Origin of the sequence: Pantoea sp. Fr-CA_6 (assembly GCF_024520895.1) — a bacterium.
GTDB lineage: Bacteria > Pseudomonadota > Gammaproteobacteria > Enterobacterales > Enterobacteriaceae > Pantoea > Pantoea agglomerans.
On record NZ_JALNPO010000001.1, the window covers coordinates 434831 to 455146 of the forward strand.

Sequence of the window (20316 nt, forward strand, 5' to 3'; positions counted from 1 at the left end):
GGGTTTCATCGCTGTCCGCCTTGTTAATAATATTCATGCTTCGTTACAGCGTCACATGTTCTCATTTACTGGATAAATCCCTATACTGGATGCATCGACAGTTTTCTTTGCAACCAGGTTCTATCATGACGGGCGAAGGCCACATCATTTTTGCCATTGCCAGCGCTATCTTTGCGAAGCGTGCTGAGCTGACACCAGTGCTGGCGCAGGCCGACTGGTGGCATCTTGTTCCCTCAGCGCTGCTGACATGTCTGTTGCCCGATATCGATCACCCTAAATCTCTGCTGGGACAGCGACTGCGCTGGCTCTCTCATCCTATTGCGCGCGCGTTCGGCCATCGCGGCTTTACCCACAGTTTGCTGGCGATAGCCGCCGGTTTATGGCTTTTTCAGATAAACCTGCCCCAGTCGTCGCCGATACCGCCTGATGTCCTGCAGGGTCTGACGCTGGGCTACCTTAGCCATATTGTGGCCGATATGCTGACGCCTGCCGGGGTTCCGCTGCTGTGGCCCTGCCGCTGGCGCTTCCGGCTGCCGATTCTGCGCAGTCAGAAAGGCAACCAGCTTGAACGGGCGTTGTGCCTGGGACTGGTGGGATATGCGCTCTGGTTTCCGGTGGGCATGCCATCTTTTGGTGCAAACGGCTGGCCGTCACAGCTGTTCGATACGCTACAAAATGGCGTCGGACGGTTGATTTCCAGTCATACTGCGCAATAAATCAGCACAAAACGCCTTTAAGTTATAAACCATGCCATTTGGATATAAGGCACCCTCTTCGCCTGCTGTTACCATTCCTGCTGTCTTAATTCGTGATTAACATTATGCGGCCTTTCCAGAGCGAAAGGCCGCATTACTCTGGAGTTTCAGTATGGACCTTCCTCTTACGCTTAATATCGTAGCCTTTGTGGTGCTGCTGGTATTGCTCTCTCGCTTCAGCCGTCAGAACTGGAGCCTGTCGAAAAAAGTGCTGACCGGTCTGGTAATCGGCGTACTGTTCGGCCTGGTTTTGCAGTTGATCTACGGCGAAAACAGCGCAGTGGTCAAAGAGTCTATCAGCTGGTTTAACATCGTCGGTAATGGCTATGTCCAGTTGCTGCAGATGGTCGTAATGCCGCTGGTGTTCGTTTCCATTCTGAGTGCGGTCGCCCGTCTGCATAACGCCTCGTCGCTGGGGAAAATCAGCGTACTGACGATTGGCGTACTGCTGTTTACCACCGCGATCTCGGCGCTGGTCGGCGTCTTTGTGACCGGCCTGTTTGGCCTGAGCGCAGAAGGTCTGGTTCAGGGCGTGCAGGAGACTGCGCGTCTCAGTGCGATTCAGAGCAACTATGTCGGCAAAGTGGCTGACCTGACCGTGCCGCAACTGGTGCTCTCCTTTATCCCGAAAAACCCGTTTGCCGATCTGACCGGAGCCAGTCCGACCTCGATTATCAGCGTCGTTATCTTCGCCGCCTTCCTGGGTGTAGCTGCACTGCAGTTGCTGAAAGATGATGAAGTTAAAGGTCAGCGCGTGCTGGTCGCGATCGATACGCTGCAGTCCTGGGTCATGAAGCTGGTGCGTTTAGTGATGAAGCTGACACCTTATGGTGTGCTGGCGCTGATGACCAAAGTGGTTGCCGGTTCTAACCTGCAGGACATCATCAAGCTGGGCAGCTTTGTGGTCGCCTCTTACCTCGGTCTGGCCATCATGTTTGGTGTCCACGCCCTGCTGCTGTCGGTAAATGGTATCAACCCGATGCGCTTCTTCCGTAAAGTGTGGCCGGTTATTACCTTCGCCTTTACCAGCCGCTCCAGCGCAGCCAGCATTCCGCTGAGCGTGGAAACCCAGACCCGTCGTCTTGGCGTGCCTGAGTCGATTGCCAGCTTCGCGGCCTCTTTTGGTGCCACTATCGGCCAGAACGGCTGTGCCGGTCTCTATCCAACTATGCTGGCAGTGATGGTTGCGCCAACCGTCGGGATCAACCCGTTTGACCCACTGTGGATTGCGACGCTGGTCGGGATCGTGACGCTGAGTTCAGCAGGCGTTGCCGGTGTCGGCGGTGGTGCAACCTTCGCGGCGCTGATTGTCCTGCCTGCGATGGGCCTGCCGGTCACCCTGGTGGCGCTGCTGATCTCCATTGAGCCGCTGATCGATATGGGTCGTACAGCCCTGAACGTCAACGGTTCCATGACCGCCGGTTCTCTCACCAGTCGCTGGTTAGGTCTGACCGATAAGCGCGTCCTGGAAAGCGACGACAACGCCGAACTGGCGCACCGCTAATCTGCTCTGAACCTGGCGCGCCCGCGCCAGGTTATTCCCGCCCTTCTTCTCCATAATCTCCCCCATTAATGGCAACGCCGTTAAGAAAGCGTTAAGCATGGTAAACAGGCGAAAAATCGCCGCTTTAGTGCTTGTCTTTGCCGGGTAAAAAGCGAATTCTGCATCCAGTCTTATGAGGAGAACACCTGATGAAAAAGATAATCGCCTCGCTTCTGACGCTGACGCTTTTGACACCCGCTCTGGCTTTCGCTCATCCTGGCGACTGGGGCCCGCCGGGTGGATGGGATCGCCATGGCGGCCACGGGCCACACTGGGGCGGACCCGGGCCGGTGCGCTTTTTGCCTGAAGCCGCAACCGCGGTGCTGATAGGCGGACTGACCTACTATCTGCTCAATGGCAATTATTATCAGCGCCACGGCGATGAGTATGTGGTGGCAGAGCCGCCTGCAGAGTCGCGGGTCAGCAGTGAAATGCGGGTACTCGACTTTAACGGCAAACGCTTCTATGTGCAGGCTGGCCACTTCTACCAGCGGCAGATAGATGGCGATTATGTTGAGGTGCCGCGCCCGGCAGGTTTGTAGTCAGTGCCACAACGAAAAACGGCCCGTCATGATGACGGGCCGTTTACTATTCAGGGGTGCTAAGAGTTACTGCTGAACCTGCGGATCGGTGTCATATTCCGCACAGCTCTGGAAGCCGTAGTTCATGACACGGCCGGTGTCGTTATAGCTCACGAAGTAAGTCTGAGCTTTACCGTCGCGCTGACCCAGTACATAAGTCTGGCAGGTGCCGCGCGCGTGAACCATGGTGATTTCAGTAGAAGGCGTACCGGCGATCTGACGAACCTGATCACGGGTCATACCCTTTTTAACATCCTTTACCACTGGCTTAGTCACGTAGCTTTCCGCACGATCGTAAGTCGTACAACCAGACAGTGCAGCCAGCGTCAGCGCCGCAGCGATACATCCCATCACTTTATTCATCTTGTTGTTCCTCATTTATTGTCCATGTGGAAACAAGCCTGGAACATAAATGCTGATTTATCAAGTTTATGACGAACAATTAGTGGCCTGCCAAATGTCAGGATTTCGTAAAGAAGGCTGTTTTGCTGTCAACGCAGACGTATACTGCCCGGCAAAACAGGCACCCGATAGCGCCCCGTTTTCAGAGACCGCACCGTCATCCGCGCAGTCGCAGATTGGTGTAAATGTCACGTTACCGGACGCTGTTTTTCACTGACTTACCCGCTTTCTGTTTACCCCATCGCTGACAATCCCGAGGATAAATGACCCCTGTACACTCCAATCGCCTGGTTTATGCCATTACGCTGGGCCTGCTGGCCGCACTGGGCCCGCTCTGCATCGACCTCTATCTGCCTGCACTACCACAAATGGCGCAGGATCTGCATACCGAAACCGCTACCGCGCAGCTGAGTCTGACCGCCGGACTGTTAGGTCTCGGCTTTGGCCAGCTGCTCTTTGGCCCGATGAGCGATAAGTTCGGCCGCCTGCGCCCGCTGACCCTGTCACTGGTGTTGCTGTTTATCGCCTCGATAGGCTGTGCGCTGGCGCAGGATATTAACCAGTTGCTGCTGGCGCGGCTGTTCGAAGGGTTAGCAGGTGCGGGCGGTGCGGTGCTGTCACGGGCGATTGCACGCGATATGTACAGTGGCCACGAGCTGACGCGATTCTTCGCTCTGCTGATGCTGGTCAACGGGCTGGCACCGATCGGCGCACCGGTATTAGGCGGCGTGCTGATGACGATTTTAAACTGGCGCGGCATCTTCATGGTGCTGGGCGGCATTGCCATTCTGCTGATCCTGCTGGCGCGCTGGAAGCTGCATGAAACCCTGCCTGACGCACGCCGCAGTAAAGGATCAATATTCTCCGCCTACGCGGCATTGGGTCAGGTGATTACCCATCGCCCCTTCATGGGCTTCTGCCTGACCCAGGGATTTATGATGTCCGGCATGTTCGCCTACATCGGTGCCTCGCCGTTCGTGCTGCAGCAACTCTATGGTCTTTCGCCCCAGGCCTTTAGCTTCTGCTTTGCGGCCAACGGGTTTGGCCTGGTGATTGCTTCACAGACCAGCGCCCGCCTCTGTCCATTGTGGGGCGAATATCGGGTGCTGAAAGGCGGACTGACGCTGGCCTTTGTCGCCTCCAGTCTGCTGCTGCTGGCCGCGTTGCTGCATGCTCCCTTAGCGCTGCTGCTGGTGGCACTGTTCTTTACCATTGCCAGTAACGGCGTTATCGCTACCACCGCCTCGTCCCTGGCGATGCAGAGTCAGGGCCATCGCGCTGGCAGCGCCTCTGCAGTGATAGGCGTTACGATGTTCACGCTGGGTGCGATTACCGTGCCGATTACCGGCATCGGCGGCACCTCGGTGCTGAGCATGTGCGCCACCATTTTTGGCTGCTTTATGACGGCGATTCTGATGTTTAACGTGCTGGCGAAAAAACCGCTGCCGCAGGTAAAAACTCACTGATTTCGCAACGTTTCACGGCAATCAGTTACCGCTTTGGCTTGTTGTTTTCGCAAAGGCACGTTAGCTTTAATAAAACGTTCGCATCGAGCCGACAGGCCACTGACCTGAGGAGAAGTTCATGTCACTGCAGCAGGAAATTATTGAAGCCCTGGGTGTGAAGCCCACTATCGACGCCGACCAGGAAGTGCGCGTCAGCATCGATTTTCTTAAAGCCTACCTGAAACGCCACAGCGGCCTGAAAACGCTGGTGCTGGGGATCAGCGGCGGTCAGGATTCAACCCTGGCGGGCGCGCTGGCACAGCGGGCGATCACCGAACTGCGTCAGGAGAGCGGTGATAACGACTACACCTTTATTGCCGTGCGTCTGCCTTATGGTGTGCAGGCGGATGAGCAGGATTGTCAGGACGCGCTGGCCTTTATCAAACCCGACCGTTCGCTGGTGGTAAACATCAAAGAGTCGGTGCTGGCCAGTGAGCGCGCGCTGAAAGAGGCGGGTATTACGCTTTCCGATTTTGTCCGCGGCAATGAAAAAGCCCGTGAGCGGATGAAAGCGCAATACAGCATCGCCGGCATGACCAAAGGCGTAGTGGTCGGCACCGATCACGCGGCTGAAGCCGTGACCGGTTTCTTCACCAAGTATGGCGATGGCGGCACGGACATCAATCCCCTGTTCCGCCTGAACAAGCGTCAGGGCAAGCAGTTGCTGAAACACCTTGGCTGCCCGGAGCATCTCTATCTGAAGAAACCGACTGCCGATCTGGAAGATGATCGTCCAGGCCTGCAGGATGAAGTGGCGCTGGGCGTCACCTATGAGATGATTGATGACTACCTGGAAGGCAAAAGCATCAATCCTGACAGCGCCCGCATCATCGAAGGCTGGTATCAGAAAACCGAGCACAAACGTCGTCCGCCGATCACGGTATTCGACGACTTCTGGAAGTAATCCTGCCCCTCCCTTGCCGCGGCAAGGGAGGCTTCTCTCACTGACCTTGTTGATCGCTGCATGCCTGCCACCGTTTCGCGCGCGACCCTCATCGGGCTTGTCGCCATTCTGCTCTGGAGTACGACCGTTGGCCTGCTGCGCAGCGTCAGTGAAGCCTTTGGCGCCACCGGTGGCGCGGCGCTGATCTACACCACTACGGCGTGTCTCCTTTGCCTGAGCCGGGGCCTGCCCAGACCTGGCGCAATGCCCGCCATCTACCTGTGGCTGGGGGGCGTACTCTTTGTCGGCTATGAAATCTGTCTGGCGCTGGCCATCGGGCTGGCCAGCGATCGCAGCCAGTCGCTGGAACTGGGGATGATTAACTATCTCTGGCCCTGTCTGACCATCGTGCTGGCGATCCCGTTTAATCAGCAGCGTTTCCGTGTCTGGCTGTGGCCAGGACTGCTGCTGTCGCTGCTGGGGATCGTCTGGGTAATGAAAGGCAGCGGCAACGGATCGCCGGCGCTGTTGTGGCAGAATATGCTGCGCAACCCGGTCGCCTATGCACTGGCCTTTATCGCCGCCCTGACCTGGGCGCTCTACAATAATCTCACCCGCCGCTTTGCCCGTGGTTCCAATGGCGTCACGCTGTTTTTTATCCTGACCGCCCTGGCGCTGTGGCTGAAATATGCCTTCAGCGATCACACTGCACCGATGACCTTTACGCTGGTGCCGCTGCTGGAGGTGCTGTTTGTCGGGCTGTCCACCGCCATCGCCTATTCCGCCTGGAATCACGGAATTCAGCAGGGCAATCTGACGCTGCTGGCCACCGTCTCCTATTTTACGCCGGTGCTGTCGGCCCTGCTGGGATCGCTGTGGCTGGGCCTGACGCCGCCGCTGGCCTTCTGGCAGGGCGTGGCGATGATCACGCTCGGCTCGCTAATCTGCTGGCGGGCAACACGGTCTCTGTAACCAGACGGCTGGCGATCATTTCACCTGCCTGTTATGCTGTATGGACAACCAGTAAATGGAGTCCATCTTGGTCAGACGTTCTGCCATACTTCGCCCCGAACCCGACGCGAATGCAATTTATCAATATCCCGAACACCTGCGTGAGTGGCTGGAAGGCCTGCCAAATCATCCTGGCGTCTATACCTTTCATGGCGAAAGTGAGTCGCTGCCGCTCTATATCGGTAAAAGTGTGAATCTGCGTTCGCGGGTGATGTCCCATTTCCGCACCCCGGATGAGGCGAAAATGCTGCGCCAGTCGCGGCGTGTAAGCTGGATCCCTACCGCGGGCGACCTCGGCGCGCTGCTGCTGGAAGCGCAGATGATCAAAACCCAGCAGCCGCTGTTCAATAAGCGACTGCGCAAAAACCGGCAGCTCTGTTCATTGCAGATTACCGACGGCAAACCGAATGTGGTCTATGCAAAAGACCTCGATTTCAGCCAGTCCCCCAACCTGTTTGGGCTCTATCGCAGTCGCTTCGCCGCGCTGGAACGGCTCAAGCAGCTCGCGGATGAGTATCAGCTCTGTCATGGCCTGCTGGGTCTGGAAGCGCTGAGTGCGGGGCGAGGCTGCTTCCGCTCGGCACTGCGCCGTTGCGCCGGGGCCTGCTGTGGAAAAGAGCCGGTCAGCGATCATCAGGATCGACTGCTGGAGGCGCTGGAAAACGTGCGGGTGTTCTGCTGGCCATGGCAGGGTGCCGTGGGGCTGGTGGAGGAAGGCAAAGAGATGACGCAGATCCACGTTATCGACCACTGGTTCTATCTCGGTTCGGTCAGCAGCATGGATGAGGCCAGAAAACTGCAGCGGCCCAAAGGCGGTTTTGATCACGACGGCTACAAAATCCTCTGCCGCCCGATTCTGTCAGGTGCCTACCCTGTTCTGCCGCTATAAAAAAACCGCCGACGCTGCCCACTCACCTTCAGTGGACAGCGCCGGCGGTCTCAGACCGTTCGCTTAACGAGTGTTATTCAGCCGGTTCTGCTGGCGGTGCCATTTTGCCCTCGTGCGGGCCTTTCTCAGTCAGACGCTTTTCAAAGTTAGCGTTGTACTGTTTTTTCTGCTCCGGCGTCAGCACGTTATAGAGCTTGTTCTGGGTTTCCAGCATCTTCAGCGCATGCTCTTTGGCATTGGCGGACATCTTCTCTGCCTGTGCTTCTGCTTTGCTCTGGTCGAAGCTGTCAGAGGCAATAATGCTGTGGGCCGCACGACGCTCGTCCAGTGACGGGCGTTTCATATCTTTGTGGCTCTCTTTCATGATGTCGCGCATCTGAGTTTTCAGCGCGTCGGTCAGGTTCAGACCTTTAAACATCATCTCCATGCCGTGGCGCATTGGCGGCTTGTGCATCGCTTTTTCGCTGCCTGCTGGCGGTGGAGTCAGGTTGTCAGCGGCTGCATGGACGGCGCTGGCTGCACCAAACGCCAGCGAAGAAGCCAGTAAAAGGGAAGTCAGTTTGCGCATAATAGTGTCCTTATAATTCATGATAATGACGACAGCACTCTGTCGCGTCTTCGGAAACAAGCATACGACGCTGAACGTCAACTACTCAGAGCCTGAGTAAAGCCGTGAAAGCATAAAAGATAAAAATCGGGCAATCATGAAGAGAATAAGAAGAAAGGCGTGAGGAATTGAAAATGTTTATGAATTTAAAGCGAATTTGGCAGAAATCATGGAGGAGTGTAAGGGTTACGACAGGAAAGCGGAAGCCGATCTTCCACTTTTCCTGTCGGTTTTTTAGCGCCGATGGTCTGCGCTGTTAACAACCGCTATCAGACCGGCAGCGCCTGGGTCTGTTCGCTCTCTTCAATCAGCATCAGTCCGGCACGCAGCCCGGCGGCCACGTTGGGGTTAGGGAACAGCACATATTCCCGCGCCTGCTGCACGTAATAGCGGGTGCTACCATCTTCCGCCAGCAACGTCCCCTGTGGAAACGCGGTAAAGTTCAGCGTTTCCGGCGACATATGCAGCGTAAAGTGCTCACTCAGTCGGGTGATCTGCTGCGCGACCCGATAGTGACGCGGTCTAACCGCCGCCGCAGGCAGCGCTTCGCCATAGAGTAAAGACGCCAGCGCCTGCTGTGCCGCACTGAACTGACTGAGATCGTTTTCGCCAAACGGCAGCGCTTTGCCCAGCTCCAGGGTACAGCTGGCCGCACCGAAGTGCTCGCAGCTGAAGTGGGTAAAGGTGCCGCCCGGCGAGCGATGGAACACCAGCGCTTCCAGCCCGGCAGCGGCGAGCCAGTCAAGAAACGCGGGCGGCCAGGGGCGTTCATTGTGCGGCATTACGCCGAACTGAGGATGATAAGAGCCACGAATAGCCGTGTGCATGTCGAGATGCCAGCGCGTCTCATCGCACTCGCCCAGCTGCCAGAAGGTCTCCAGCGCCTGCTCCAGCCGCAGCACGCGGCGTGCCTCATCACCATCATCAATCTGCTGCCAGCGTCCGCCAAACAGCCGGTTAATGTCATAACGCACATAGCGCTTACCGGCGCGTAGCGCTGAGGGATTACCCAGAATCACCAGCATGCGCTGCTGTAATGGCTTTTCGCCCCGCAGCAGCGGATTAACCAGCTGGTTCACCATTTCTACCGGGGCTGTTTCATTGCCGTGGATCCCGGCAGAGAGCACCAGCGCCTGTTTAACCGGCACCGTCGGCTCCATCAACAGTATGCCGTGATACAACCATTGCCAGCGAAGATGCGCCGTTTCACCACTACGCTTACGCGGCACCTCGCCGGAGAGCGTTTGCTGTAAAAAGTCCTGCATCGTTCCTCCTTTTCGCCCTGAGCAGGCGGCAGCCTGTGCTGCCCCCTCCTTCACTGCTGAAATGCATATACATTTCCTAAGTCTAGCAGCTTCGTCAGTTCATCCAGCGCGTCGCGTCCCTCACGCAGCAATTCTGGGTCGACCAGATCGGCCTGGGTCAGGCGATCGCGGTAATGACGGTCAACCCAGTTATTCAGCGTGCTGAAGAGCCGATCGTTCATCAGCACCGCCGGATTCACTGCCTGCTGCTCCTGTGGTGTCAGCACCACCCGCAAACGCAGGCAGGCTGGACCACCCCCGTTATACATGCTTTCGCGCAGATCAAACACCTTCAGGGCTTTGAGTGGCGTGTCAGCCTCAACCTGTTCACAGAGATAGCGCCAGACACCCGGATGCTGACGTGACTCCTCCGGCAGCACCAGCATCATGGTGCCGTCGGGACGGCTCAGCAACTGACTATTAAACAGATAGGTCTCCACCGCATCTTTCACTGACACCCGATTTTCCGGCACTTCCAGCGCCACAAAACCGGGAACGCGCGACCGAAGCTGCGCCAGCAGTTCAGGCTGACTAACAAAGGCGTGCTGGTGGCAGAAGAGCATCTGCTGATTACTTACCGCAATCACATCGTTATGGAACACGCCCTGATCGATCACCGCAGGATTCTGCTGCGCATACAGCACGCTTTCCGGTGAGAGCTGATGCAGACGGGCGACCGCCTCGCTGGCTTCCCGGGTCTGACGTGCCGGATAGCGCTGCGGGGCTTTGCCCTCATGGCTGCTGTCGCGGCCATAGACAAACAGCTGCACGCCGCGCTCACCATAGGCGCCGCCCAGTCGGTTATGGTTCGCCGCCCCTTCATCGCCAAACATCGCCACCTGCGGCAAGGCATCATGCACCGCAAAATGGCGATCGTCGCGGAAGATGGAACGCAGCAGCCAGGCCGTTTCCGGCGCTTCTATCGCACGGTGGAATTTGTTGTTAAGGTTCGCCACCGTCAGGTGAACCCGGCCATCAAGGCTGTCCGCTGACGGCGAGACCGTGGCAGCATTGGCGACCCACATCGCCGAGGCTGAACTGACGGCGGAGAGTAATCCCGGCGCAGTTTTCCCGGCCGCAGCCAGCACCTGCTCATCGCTGCCACCAAAGCCGAGCTGGCGCAGCGCCGCAATATTGGGCCGCTCATGCGGCGGGATCACCCCCTGCACGTAGCCCATATCGGCCAGCGCTTTCATCTTGAGCAACCCCTGCTTTGCCGCCAGACGGGGATTCGACGGCTGCAGCTGATTGCGGGTCGAGGCTTCGTTGCCAAACGACAGCCCGGCATAGTGGTGTGTTAACCCCACCAGCCCATCAAAGTTGGCCTCGGTTGCCTTCATGACGTCGTCTCCTGGGTGGAGAAATCGAGGCCCGGCGACAGCGTGGCGGGCAGCGTCAGGTCAGGCGTCTCCAGCGAAGCCATCGGCCAGGCGCAGTAGTCCGCCGCATACCAGGCGCTGGCGCGATGGTTGCCCGAGGCACCAATGCCGCCAAACGGTGCGGTACTGGCTGCGCCGGTCAGCGGTTTGTTCCAGTTGACGATACCGGCACGCGCTTCAAGCAGCAGCTGATCAAACTGCTGGCGTGAAGGCGAGATCAATCCACACGACAGGCCATAACGGGTCTGGTTCGCCAGCGCTATCGCCTCTTCAAATGTCTCATAGCGGACTACGCCTAACAGCGGACCAAAGACCTCTTCATCCGGAATGCCCTGCACGCCGGTTAAATCGATAATACCTGGCGTCAGGATGGCACTGTGGCGATCCGGCCAGCGCATTTCCAGCAGCACCTCGCCGCCCGCCTCAACCCGCCGTTGCCACTCACCCATAATCTTCTCTGCTGCGCCGGTGGAGATCACGCTGCCCATAAACGGCTGCGGTTCAGCATTCCAGGCGGCGGGTTGCAGTCGCCCCGCCACCTCCACCAGTCGCCGCAGAAACGCATCCCCTGCATCGCCGCGTCTGACCAGCAGACGCCGCGCGCAGGTGCAGCGCTGACCGGCGGTAATAAAGGCTGACTGCAACGTGATGTTGACAGCCGCATCAGTGTCCGCCGGATCTTCAACAATCAGGGCATTGTTACCGCCCATCTCCAGCGCCAGCATCTTTTCAGGCTGACCGGCAAACTGGCGATGCAGCTGATAGCCAGTATGGGCGCTGCCGGTAAACAGCAGGCCATCAATCTGCTGACAGTTGGCCAGCGCCTGACCAGTCTCACGTCCGCCCTGTAACAGTGCCAGCACGCCGGCAGGCAGGCCCGCAGCCAGCCAGAGCTCAACGGTTTTTTCGGCGGTCAGCGGCGTCAGTTCGCTGGGTTTAAATACCACACAGTTGCCCGCCAGCAGCGCCGGAACGATATGGCCGTTTGGCAGATGTCCCGGGAAGTTATAGGGACCAAACACCGCCAGCACCCCATGCGGGCGGTGGCGCAGGGAGCTTTCGCCTTCATGCTGTTCACCAGTGCGGCTATGGTATGCCTTCACCGAAAAGCCGATTTTGTTGATCATCGCGCCCACTTCGGTCAGCGCTTCCCAGCGCGGCTTGCCGGTTTCACGGGCGATAGTTTCCGCCAGCGCCGTTTTATGCGCCTCAAGCCCGGCGGCAAATTTCTCAACGATCGCCTGCCGTTCCGCCAGCGGGCGTCTGGCCCAGGCTGGAAATGCGTCGCGCGCCGCCTCACAGGCTGCGGTGACCTGAGCGGCTGATGCCGCGTGGCCCTGCCATAACGTCTCGCCGCTGACCGGATCCGCTTTCGTCAGAATCTCAGCTTCACCGTCCAGCCATTGTCCATTTATCAGATGTGTCATGCTGTTTTCTCCTCTTTGCAGAGCGTCACCACGCGCAGGCTGTCGCCCGGCTGGCAATGGAGCGCCTGCATCTGTTCATCCGTGAGTTGCACGCTGTCGCTGTCAGCCTTTGCCGGAATCAGCGCTACACGGAACTGGCGATAATCGCTATTGGCAACCAGACAGAGCGGGCCATCAGCCGGGTTTTCGCCCCGTTCTGCGCTGCGCAGACGGCTTTTACGCACGGCACGGATATGATCGATATCGCACTCCAGCGTCGGGCCGCCATCAAAAATGTCGACATAATTGAGGTAGCGGAAGCCCTCTGCTTCCAGTACAGCCCGCGCAGGCGCGGTTTGCGGATGGACCTGTCCAATCACCGCCTGCGCTTCCGGTGTCAGGTAGTCGATGTAGAGCGGATGTTTCGGCATCAGTTCAGCGATAAACGATTTCTGTCCGGTGCCACTAAGGAAATCCGCTTTGCTGAATTCCATAGAGAAGAAGCGACTGCCGACGCTCTCCCAGAACGGCGAATGGCCCTGCTCATCGCTGACGCCACGCATCTCGGCCACCACCCGGTTGGTGAAACGTTCACGGAAACTGGCCATAAACAGGAAGCGTGACTTCGACAGCAGATAGCCGTTTTTGCCATCACGGTAATCGGGATCGAGAAACAGCGTGCAGAGCTCACTGCTGCCGGTATGGTCGTTACTCAGCGACAGGGTAGGCAGCGCGGCATAAACATTCAGCTCTTTTGAGGCGTGCACCTGGGTACCGACGCGAAAGTTGTACCAGGGATCCTGCAGACCCACCGCCACCTCAATAGCGCAGATACCGACGGCGCGGTTATCTTCGCTGTCGGCCAGCACAAAGACATAGCCCTGTTCGGCACGTGGCAGAGAATCCTCCCAGGTCTGCAGCGATCGATCGATACGCGCCTGAAGCGTCGCGCTATCAACCGGCAACGAGGTCAGCCCGCCACCGGTTTTGCCCGCCAGCGCCATCAGCTGGCTTAAGTCATCGCGTTCAACCGGACGGATTACCATCATGATGTTGACCCTCGCACCAGGCTTTCACACACTTCGGCAAAGCGGGCCATGCCCAGCTTCACTTCCTGCTCACTGATATTCAGCGCCGGGGCAAAACGCACCACATTGGCACCCGCAATCAGCACCATGACGCCCATTTCCGCGGCGGCAACGTTGATCGCTTTGGCTTTACCGGCAAAATCGTCGCTGAGCACCGCGCCAATCAGCAGGCCAAGACCGCGCACTTCTTTAAACAGATGCAGACGCTGGTTGATCTCATCCAGTGCCGCCACAATCCACTGGTGACGTTCTGTTACACCCGCCATCAGTTCAGGCTGATTGATCAGCTCCATGACTTTACCTGCCACTGCGCCCGCCAGCGGATTGCCGCCATAGGTGGTGCCGTGGGTGCCAACGCCCATCACCAGCGCCAGATCTTCGCGCGTCAGCATCGCACCAATCGGGAAGCCGCCGCCCAGCGCTTTGGCGCTGGTGAGCACATCCGGCGTGACGCCATAATGCATGTAGGCATAAAGCGAACCGGTACGGCCAACGCCACTCTGCACTTCATCAAAAATCAGCAAAGCCTGATGCTTATCACAGAGCTCACGCAATCCACGCAGAAACGCCGGATCGGCAGGCAGCACGCCACCTTCACCCTGAATCGGTTCAACAATGACTGCGCAGGTATGGTCATTAATCAGTTCAGCCGCCGCCGCCAGATCGTTAAACGGGGCATGCTGGATCTCTGGCGGCAGCGGCGCAAAATCTTTTGAGTAAGCGGGCTGACCACCGGCTGTTACCGTAAACAGGGTGCGGCCATGAAATGCATTCTTAAACGCCACGATGCCACTTTTATGCGGACCCACACGATCATGCGCCACCTTGCGCGCCAGTTTCAGCGCCGCTTCGTTCGCCTCCGCCCCGGAGTTACAGAAGAACACCCGGTCAGCGAAGGTGGCATCGATCAACTGCTTCGCCAGCCGCAGGATCGGTTCGTTGGTGTAGCCATTACCGGTATGCCATAAACGTGCGGCCTGTTCCTGCAGCGCCTGTTGTAATGCCGGATGCGCATGCCCTAACGCATTGACGGCGATGCCACCGGCGAAGTCGATATAATCTTTGCCGTTTTGATCCCAGACGGTGGAGCCTTCCGCGCGAACCGGTATAAAAGTCGCAGGCGCATAAACCGGCATCATCCATTGATCGAAATCGTGACGTGAAACGTGCAGTGCCATAACCCACTCTCCTGCTTTACTTTACCGGCCGGGTAAAGCTTATGTTTTAAAATTGTTAAAAGATGTTGTAGTGCAGCCCTACTGTAGAGTGCAGTTAACGTGCCAGCCAGAGAATTAATGCATAAAATGGTCTTCACGACGTAATATCAATGAGTTAGATGCTGACAATATTCACTTAATTTGCATATATAGTGAATAGTTGTCTGATTGCAGCGCCAGAACCGGGTTTTAAACAGCAGAATTATGCATTCACGGGATGAAATATCGCTTTTGTGATCGCTGATAAATTATCTCTCCAGAAAAGCCCCTCCACTGCCCTGTTTTAGCGCAGTTTGCCTCGCGATGGTGCAGCGATTACGCGGGAAACTCGCCCGGAAATGTCAGAACACCCTGGCTTTATTTAACAAAAGTTTTTCATTTCCCCCTGCAGACACATTAATCTGCGTATCTTTATCAGGCTATTTTATAAACAGGATGATCAATATTTAATCAGCGACTCTGACTATTATTCCGGAGGTGATTATCGGGCCAGAAAGAATATTCTATAAAGATGAACAAATATTAATACGCAGACTAATGGTTAGGATAAAAGCCTTATAAGGCTATTCTTAGCGGATAATCACCCATAATTAAATCAGGGGTTATATTGATTTAAAAATGTACAAAAAATGCCCATTTAAGACCACTACATACAAACATAACCCATTGATAAATAAAGATATAAAATCAGATAACTCATAATTACTTATTAGAAGAAAATCTTATTACTTTACAATTTAATCTTCTGTTCCTCGCTGTTATCCATCAGCTGAATATAGACATCACATTTTGTTACTTTTATTGCACTTTGTAGTTTTACCTTTTTGTGTCATTTTCTTTTCACCCCATATCAGGGGAATAATAATTAATGAATACAGGGTAATAATTAAATGATGAAGCGCACTTTACAGGCGGCTGTCATGCCGTTACTGATCGGTCTCTCCTCCGCGCAGGCCGCAGAAGTTTATAACAAGGATGGCAATAAGCTGGATCTGGTCGGCAAGATTAACGTGTCACACCTCTTTTCTGACGATAACAACAACGATGGTGATACCTCCTCTTATGCCCGCTTTGGCTTTAAAGGCGAGACAAAGATTACTGACCAGCTTACCGGCTACGGTTTCTGGCAGTATCAGTACAGTCTGCATAACTCCGAGGGCAGTGACGCCCAGGCCACCAACCGTACCCGTCTGGGCTATGCTGGCCTGAAGTTTGGCGAGGCAGGTTCGCTGGATTACGGACGTAACTACGGCCTGGTCTATGACGTGCTGAGTTATACCGATATGCTGCCGTTCTTCGGCGGCGACTCCGGTTATACCGACGCCTTTCTCTCTGGCCGCTCAACCGGTGTGCTGACCTGGCGTAACAGCAATTTCTTTGGTCTGGTCGACGGCTTAAACCTTGCCGCGCAGTATCAGGGCAAAAACGATCGCAGCAGTAACATTGACGGCGTGCGTCGTTCCAACGGCGACGGCTTCGCCCTCTCCGCTTCCTATGACTTCGATTTCGGCCTGAGTTTTGCCGGCGCGTTTGCCAGCCTGGATCGCACCACGGCGCAGAATGCTGCCGCACGCGGAGAAGGCGAAAAAGCCCAGCACTGGGCGACCTCGGTGAAATATGATGCGAACCAGGTCTATCTGGCTGCCATGTACGGTGAAACTCTGAACGCCACGCCAATTACTGGCGGTTTCGCTAACAAAGCGCAGAACTTTGAAGCCGTGGCGCAGTATCAGTTCCTGAACGGCTTCCGTCCGTCCGTGGGTTACGTCTCATCCAAAGGCAAGGAAATTGAGAATATCGGCGATGCCGACATCATTAAATACACCGCCGTGGGTGCCACTTACTACTTCAACAAGAACATGTCGGTCTATGGTGAATACCGCATCAACCTGTTGAAAGATAACAATCCGCTTCGTCTGCCGACCGACGACATCACAGCCCTGGGTCTGATTTACCAGTTCTGATGTGACAGCGGGCCCTGCTCTGACCGCCGGGCCCGTTTATTGTTTTAATCCCGGCCACAGAGAGTGTTGCGCGCTTTCAGCCCAGCGACCTGACTAAGCTAACGGCCATCGCCTCTTCCTGCATCAATTCCTCCACGTTAGCGGACGCCAGCAACGTGGTGGCCTGCCCGGCAGGAACCGGACGGCTGAAGAGATATCCCTGACCGTAATCACAGCCGCGCTTTCTCAGCCACCTCAGCGTGGCGACATCCTCAATGCCCTCTGCAGTAATGATCACATTAAGCCCCTGACAGAGTGCCAGCAGCGTTTCCACCACTTTTCGCTGCTCAGATCCGGTCACGATTCCGGCGATAAACGTCTGGTCAATTTTGATTTTGGTAATACCCAGCCCCAGCAAAACCGACAGGTTGGAGTAGCCGGTGCCAAAATCATCCAGCACCACTCCGATACCGGCCTCTTTCAGCAGACGGATCGCCTGGCGGGCATCGTCAGAAATGGCCATGACATTCTGTTCGGTGATTTCAAGTTCCAGCATTACCGGCCCGGCATGCTGCATAATGCTGGACAAACAGCTGGTCAGCGACGGTCTCAGCAACTGCTCCGGGGTAATGTTCAGCGACAGGCAGAGCCCGGCTGGCCATGCCCGGGTTGCACTGACAGCATCCTGCAGCAGCGCCACGGTCATGCTGTCCATCAACCCCAGCCGCTCCACCACTGGCAGAAACTCTGCAGGCGAAACCGTCTGACCGGACGCAGTGATCCAGCGCGCCAGTATCTCAAAGCCGGTAATGTTACCGGTGCGCAGTGAAACCAGCGGCTGCAGAAAGGGAACGATGGCGTGACCGCTTACAGCGGCAACAACCTCCTGCTCCAGCCTTTCCCGCTGGCGAAAGCGCAGCTCCATGTCCGGGGAGAATCGTGCCAGACAGGCGCACTTATCCTGCTTCGCCTCGTACAGCGCCAGATCCGCCGCCCGCACCACATCAGCCTGACCCGTGCAGGCTGAGCTGGCAATGCCTGCTGAAAGGCTCAGGAAGGTGTGCGGACCGGTCCGGATGGATGCCGCATGCTGGCAGAAGCTTTCGGCGGCGGCCAGCGCCTGATCTGCCTGTGAAGCCTGGGCAACAATGGCAAATTCATCCCCACCGATGCGAAACACCTGACTCCCGGTATCCGCCGAAGCGATCAGCAGATTGGCCAGCGCGACCAGCGTGGCGTCGCCCTGACGATGACCGTTCAGGTCATTGATATTCTTAAAGTCATTGATGTCGAGCAGCGTCAGGGTGTAGGGCGTCCCGTCGGCATCAAGCGCAGCAATGTGTGCAGTGAACGATCGGCGGTTCATGACCCCCGTCAGCGCATCAGTTCCGGCAAGCCTGAGCGCGTTTTTTTCCGCACGCAGCGTGTTGCGGATCAGACCCGCAATAAGCAGCGCCGGAATAATCATTGCCAGTCCGGCAAACGAGGTGGAGGTCAGGATAAACCGCAGCCGCTCACTGGTTTCAAAATCGGGATCATAGCTCAGGCCCAGCAGGCTGGAGATCCACGCCTCGAGCCCGAATTCCCACAGCGTGGAGAGTAAAATGATGGTCGCAATATTCAGCATTGCGAGCCAGAAAAGTTTCAGGCGCATGCGTTAGTTCCCGGTGATGGAAAGTGTCAGAGTTTTGTTTTAATTTTCAGTAAAAAACCGGGGCGTACTTCTCATTCAATGTCTGCTAAGCTGCCGACAATTATCACCCCTCCGCTATTTTTACTCATCGCATTCGCACGTTCTCACTCGCCTTACGGCAGTGAGGCAGACGTTCTGCGGAGCCCGATGCGTGTCGGTTACGTCATCAATGTCGAATAGTGTTCTATCGGCAGCAGCAGCCAGATTAACAGGCCCGTCCGGTTAAATTTGTGCACTCCGGTGTTTTTGACGGGTTATGACGCTGGCGTATCGCGCGGCTGCACCGCGCGAAAAGGCGCACACTCGCAAGGCGATAAAAAGCGATTTATCAGGATATTGGCCGGAATTTCGTTATCACTCCCATTACGATTTTTGCGGCATAACGGGGTGGGTATACGTGCAATTTTTAATTTCGTTAAATTAAATAGCGAACAATTTAGTTAAACGTAACTCTCCAGAAGTGCTCTCTCCTGCCGATACCGGTTTATCCAATAAACTTTCCCGGAAAGAGAGATGAAAATTTCAACGCGCCTTAGCGCAGGTTTTGGCTTGCTTATTCTGCTGTTTATTATCTGTACCGGCACCGCGATTCACGCGCTGGATAGCGCTCGCGATGGTATGGATGAGGTGGTTAATGTCCGTTTGAAAAAGTACCAGACGGTGCTGGATATGCGCGGTGGCGTGCGGGATATGGCAATCGCGGTGCGTAACCTTGCTCTGCTGACCGATCCCGTTGCCATGAAGCCAGAATGGGAACGTTTGCAAAAACAGCGCGCGCTTTATATCAGCAACCGCGAAGCACTCTCAGGCATGATGCAGACCGACCCCGGACAGGCAGGACGGGAGGCGATGAGCAGAATCGAGTCCACTGAAGAGGCCGCCCTCTCCACGCTGATGACCGCCGGAAAACTGGGGATGGAAAATCGTCAGCAGGAGGTCACCGACTATCTGTTAAAGGTGGCGCGTCCGGCTCAGCAGAGCCTGCTGAAGGCGATAAACGATCTGACCGAGCTTGAGATGCGCAGCAGCCGGGATGCGGTAGTGGATAACGGCATCGCTATCGCCCGCACCACCTGGATACTGATCATCCTGGCGGTGCTCTCCGTGCTGGCTGCCGTCGTCACCTGCGCGTTTATTGTGCGGATACTGATGCGCCAGCTGGGCGGCGAACCGGTGCAGGCTCAGACGCTGGCTGCTGCGATTGCCGCCGGTGATCTCACCTCGCCGGTCACGCTGCGCCGTGGCGACAGCACCAGCCTGCTTGCCTCGCTCAGCGGCATGCAGACCAACCTGCGTGAACTGGTTACGCAGATCAAAGGGGCATCCGCCTCGGTGGCGCTGGCGGCCGATGAGATTTCGCAGGGCAATACCGAGCTTTCATCCCGTACCGAGCAGCAGGCTGCTGCGCTGCAGGAAACGGCCGCCAGCATGGAGCAACTCACCGCCACGGTAAAAAGCAACGCCGCGGGCGCGCAGCAGACTGCCGGTTCAGCGCGCGAGGCCGCCACCCTGGCCCAGGCGGGCGAAGCAGATGTCCAGCGCCTGTCCGAAACCATGCATGACATTTCACTGAGTGCCGTTCGGGTGCGCGATATTACCTCGGTGATTGAAGGCATCGCTTTCCAGACCAATATTCTGGCGCTCAACGCCGCCGTCGAAGCCGCGCGCGCCGGTGAAGAGGGCCGCGGATTTGCCGTGGTCGCGGGTGAAGTCCGCTCGCTGGCCCAGCGCAGCGCCACCGCAGCACGCGACATTAAGCAGCTGATTGAGCAGGCCGTGACGCAGGTCGAGGATGGCGTAACCGTAGCGGCCGGAACGGGTGAGCGCATCCTGAAGATTGTCAGCCGCGTCGGTGAACTGGCCGATGCTATGGACAACCTCTCCCTCTCCTCCGGTGAACAGATGCAGGGCATCTCCCAGGTCAGTATTGCGGTGAGTCAGATGGATGGCGTCACGCAGAATAACGCCGCGCTGGTGGAAGAGTCCTCTTCTGCATCGCAGTCACTGCTGGCCCAGGCGCGCGACCTGCGCGGCATGGTAGAGACCTTCACCGTATAAGCCGTATCGGCGGGCGGCTTCAGCCTGGGTTAAATGCTGAAATTGTCCTGCC

18 protein-coding genes are annotated in these 20316 nt (G+C 56.7%); 10 read left to right on the forward strand and 8 right to left on the reverse strand.

Annotated features, from left to right (window positions below; translation table 11 throughout):
* The first annotated feature begins 125 nt into the window (after positions 1–125).
* The 3 genes from NR201_RS02090 (at position 126) to NR201_RS02100 (ending at position 2840) form a co-directional block, all read left to right on the forward strand.
* The gene (locus NR201_RS02090; RefSeq protein WP_010245708.1) at positions 126–716 is read left to right on the forward strand and encodes a metal-dependent hydrolase; all 591 of its coding nucleotides are present in this window, start codon (positions 126–128) and stop codon (positions 714–716) included.
* A 151-nt stretch (positions 717–867) separates the two neighbouring features.
* Positions 868–2259 carry an L-cystine transporter gene (locus NR201_RS02095; RefSeq protein WP_010670021.1) on the forward strand — a complete coding sequence of 464 codons (1392 nt, stop codon included), beginning with the start codon at positions 868–870 and terminating at the stop codon, positions 2257–2259.
* A 188-nt stretch (positions 2260–2447) separates the two neighbouring features.
* On the forward strand, positions 2448–2840 hold the full coding sequence (locus NR201_RS02100; RefSeq protein ID WP_033757987.1) for a DUF6515 family protein: 393 nt from the start codon (positions 2448–2450) through the stop codon (positions 2838–2840).
* 66 nt (positions 2841–2906) lie between these two features.
* Here NR201_RS02100 and osmE read toward each other — a convergent pair whose 3' ends face one another.
* Positions 2907–3242: an osmotically-inducible lipoprotein OsmE gene (osmE, locus tag NR201_RS02105; RefSeq protein WP_010245718.1), complete on the reverse strand. Its 336-nt coding sequence runs from the start codon at positions 3240–3242 to the stop codon at positions 2907–2909.
* Positions 3243–3291: 49 nt separating this feature from the next.
* On the opposite strand from osmE, the gene NR201_RS02110 reads away from it, so the two are divergent.
* From NR201_RS02110 to cho, 5 genes are all read left to right on the forward strand, one after another.
* Entirely contained in the window at positions 3292–3498 is a 207-nt protein-coding gene (locus NR201_RS02110) for a hypothetical protein (protein WP_256849320.1), read from the forward strand.
* 46 nt (positions 3499–3544) lie between these two features.
* On the forward strand, positions 3545–4747 hold the full coding sequence (locus NR201_RS02115; RefSeq protein WP_033779307.1) for a multidrug effflux MFS transporter: 1203 nt from the start codon (positions 3545–3547) through the stop codon (positions 4745–4747).
* 118 nt (positions 4748–4865) lie between these two features.
* Positions 4866–5690 (forward strand): ammonia-dependent NAD(+) synthetase, encoded by an 825-nt coding sequence (gene nadE / locus NR201_RS02120; protein WP_010670018.1) that lies wholly within the window; start codon positions 4866–4868, stop codon positions 5688–5690.
* 60 nt (positions 5691–5750) lie between these two features.
* On the forward strand, positions 5751–6641 hold the full coding sequence (gene yddG / locus NR201_RS02125) for an aromatic amino acid DMT transporter YddG (RefSeq protein ID WP_256849321.1): 891 nt from the start codon (positions 5751–5753) through the stop codon (positions 6639–6641).
* Positions 6642–6708: 67 nt separating this feature from the next.
* On the forward strand, positions 6709–7569 hold the full coding sequence (cho, locus tag NR201_RS02130) for an excinuclease Cho (protein WP_256849322.1): 861 nt from the start codon (positions 6709–6711) through the stop codon (positions 7567–7569).
* Positions 7570–7642: 73 nt separating this feature from the next.
* Here cho and spy read toward each other — a convergent pair whose 3' ends face one another.
* The 6 genes from spy to NR201_RS02160 all read right to left on the reverse strand — a co-directional run bounded on the left by spy (position 7643) and on the right by NR201_RS02160 (position 14531).
* Entirely contained in the window at positions 7643–8137 is a 495-nt protein-coding gene (gene spy / locus NR201_RS02135) for an ATP-independent periplasmic protein-refolding chaperone Spy (protein ID WP_256849323.1), read from the reverse strand.
* Positions 8138–8445: 308 nt separating this feature from the next.
* Complete coding sequence (astE, locus tag NR201_RS02140; RefSeq protein ID WP_022625762.1) at positions 8446–9441, reverse strand: succinylglutamate desuccinylase; 996 nt, start codon at positions 9439–9441, stop codon at positions 8446–8448.
* Positions 9442–9491: 50 nt separating this feature from the next.
* Entirely contained in the window at positions 9492–10820 is a 1329-nt protein-coding gene (gene astB / locus NR201_RS02145; protein WP_256849324.1) for an N-succinylarginine dihydrolase, read from the reverse strand.
* Positions 10817–12286: a succinylglutamate-semialdehyde dehydrogenase gene (astD, locus tag NR201_RS02150; RefSeq protein WP_256849325.1), complete on the reverse strand. Its 1470-nt coding sequence runs from the start codon at positions 12284–12286 to the stop codon at positions 10817–10819. The genes astB and astD overlap by 4 nt, the downstream gene beginning before the upstream one ends.
* A complete protein-coding gene (gene astA / locus NR201_RS02155) occupies positions 12283–13314 on the reverse strand; it encodes an arginine N-succinyltransferase (RefSeq protein WP_033757454.1) in 1032 nt (343 codons plus the stop codon). The genes astD and astA overlap by 4 nt, the downstream gene beginning before the upstream one ends.
* A complete protein-coding gene (locus NR201_RS02160; protein WP_109653575.1) occupies positions 13311–14531 on the reverse strand; it encodes an aspartate aminotransferase family protein in 1221 nt (406 codons plus the stop codon). Before NR201_RS02160 ends, astA begins: the two co-directional genes overlap by 4 nt.
* A gap of 929 nt (positions 14532–15460) precedes the next feature.
* Here NR201_RS02160 and NR201_RS02165 point away from each other — a divergent pair.
* Positions 15461–16534: a porin gene (locus NR201_RS02165; protein WP_274598687.1), complete on the forward strand. Its 1074-nt coding sequence runs from the start codon at positions 15461–15463 to the stop codon at positions 16532–16534.
* 76 nt (positions 16535–16610) lie between these two features.
* On the opposite strand, the gene NR201_RS02170 is transcribed toward NR201_RS02165, so the two are convergent.
* Complete coding sequence (locus NR201_RS02170; protein ID WP_256849326.1) at positions 16611–18167, reverse strand: bifunctional diguanylate cyclase/phosphodiesterase; 1557 nt, start codon at positions 18165–18167, stop codon at positions 16611–16613.
* Positions 18168–18719: 552 nt separating this feature from the next.
* Here NR201_RS02170 and NR201_RS02175 point away from each other — a divergent pair.
* On the forward strand, positions 18720–20264 hold the full coding sequence (locus tag NR201_RS02175; protein WP_010245756.1) for a methyl-accepting chemotaxis protein: 1545 nt from the start codon (positions 18720–18722) through the stop codon (positions 20262–20264).
* Positions 20265–20316: the final 52 nt, after the last annotated feature.

What these genes read in the sequence shown, in the direction of transcription:
- yddG (WP_256849321.1), top strand. Translation starts at nt 5,751, where the DNA reads ATGCCTGCCACCGTTTCGCGCGCGACCCTCATCGGGCTTGTCGCCATT.
- osmE (WP_010245718.1), bottom strand. Translation starts at nt 3,242, where the DNA reads ATGAATAAAGTGATGGGATGTATCGCTGCGGCGCTGACGCTGGCTGCA.
- NR201_RS02165 (WP_274598687.1), top strand. Translation starts at nt 15,461, where the DNA reads ATGATGAAGCGCACTTTACAGGCGGCTGTCATGCCGTTACTGATCGGT.
- astB (WP_256849324.1), bottom strand. Translation starts at nt 10,820, where the DNA reads ATGAAGGCAACCGAGGCCAACTTTGATGGGCTGGTGGGGTTAACACAC.
- NR201_RS02110 (WP_256849320.1), top strand. Translation starts at nt 3,292, where the DNA reads ATGCTGATTTATCAAGTTTATGACGAACAATTAGTGGCCTGCCAAATG.
- spy (WP_256849323.1), bottom strand. Translation starts at nt 8,137, where the DNA reads ATGCGCAAACTGACTTCCCTTTTACTGGCTTCTTCGCTGGCGTTTGGT.
- NR201_RS02160 (WP_109653575.1), bottom strand. Translation starts at nt 14,531, where the DNA reads ATGGCACTGCACGTTTCACGTCACGATTTCGATCAATGGATGATGCCG.
- astE (WP_022625762.1), bottom strand. Translation starts at nt 9,441, where the DNA reads ATGCAGGACTTTTTACAGCAAACGCTCTCCGGCGAGGTGCCGCGTAAG.
- NR201_RS02090 (WP_010245708.1), top strand. Translation starts at nt 126, where the DNA reads ATGACGGGCGAAGGCCACATCATTTTTGCCATTGCCAGCGCTATCTTT.
- NR201_RS02175 (WP_010245756.1), top strand. Translation starts at nt 18,720, where the DNA reads ATGAAAATTTCAACGCGCCTTAGCGCAGGTTTTGGCTTGCTTATTCTG.
- NR201_RS02100 (WP_033757987.1), top strand. Translation starts at nt 2,448, where the DNA reads ATGAAAAAGATAATCGCCTCGCTTCTGACGCTGACGCTTTTGACACCC.
- astA (WP_033757454.1), bottom strand. Translation starts at nt 13,314, where the DNA reads ATGATGGTAATCCGTCCGGTTGAACGCGATGACTTAAGCCAGCTGATG.
- astD (WP_256849325.1), bottom strand. Translation starts at nt 12,286, where the DNA reads ATGACACATCTGATAAATGGACAATGGCTGGACGGTGAAGCTGAGATT.
- NR201_RS02115 (WP_033779307.1), top strand. Translation starts at nt 3,545, where the DNA reads ATGACCCCTGTACACTCCAATCGCCTGGTTTATGCCATTACGCTGGGC.
- nadE (WP_010670018.1), top strand. Translation starts at nt 4,866, where the DNA reads ATGTCACTGCAGCAGGAAATTATTGAAGCCCTGGGTGTGAAGCCCACT.
- NR201_RS02170 (WP_256849326.1), bottom strand. Translation starts at nt 18,167, where the DNA reads ATGCGCCTGAAACTTTTCTGGCTCGCAATGCTGAATATTGCGACCATC.
- NR201_RS02095 (WP_010670021.1), top strand. Translation starts at nt 868, where the DNA reads ATGGACCTTCCTCTTACGCTTAATATCGTAGCCTTTGTGGTGCTGCTG.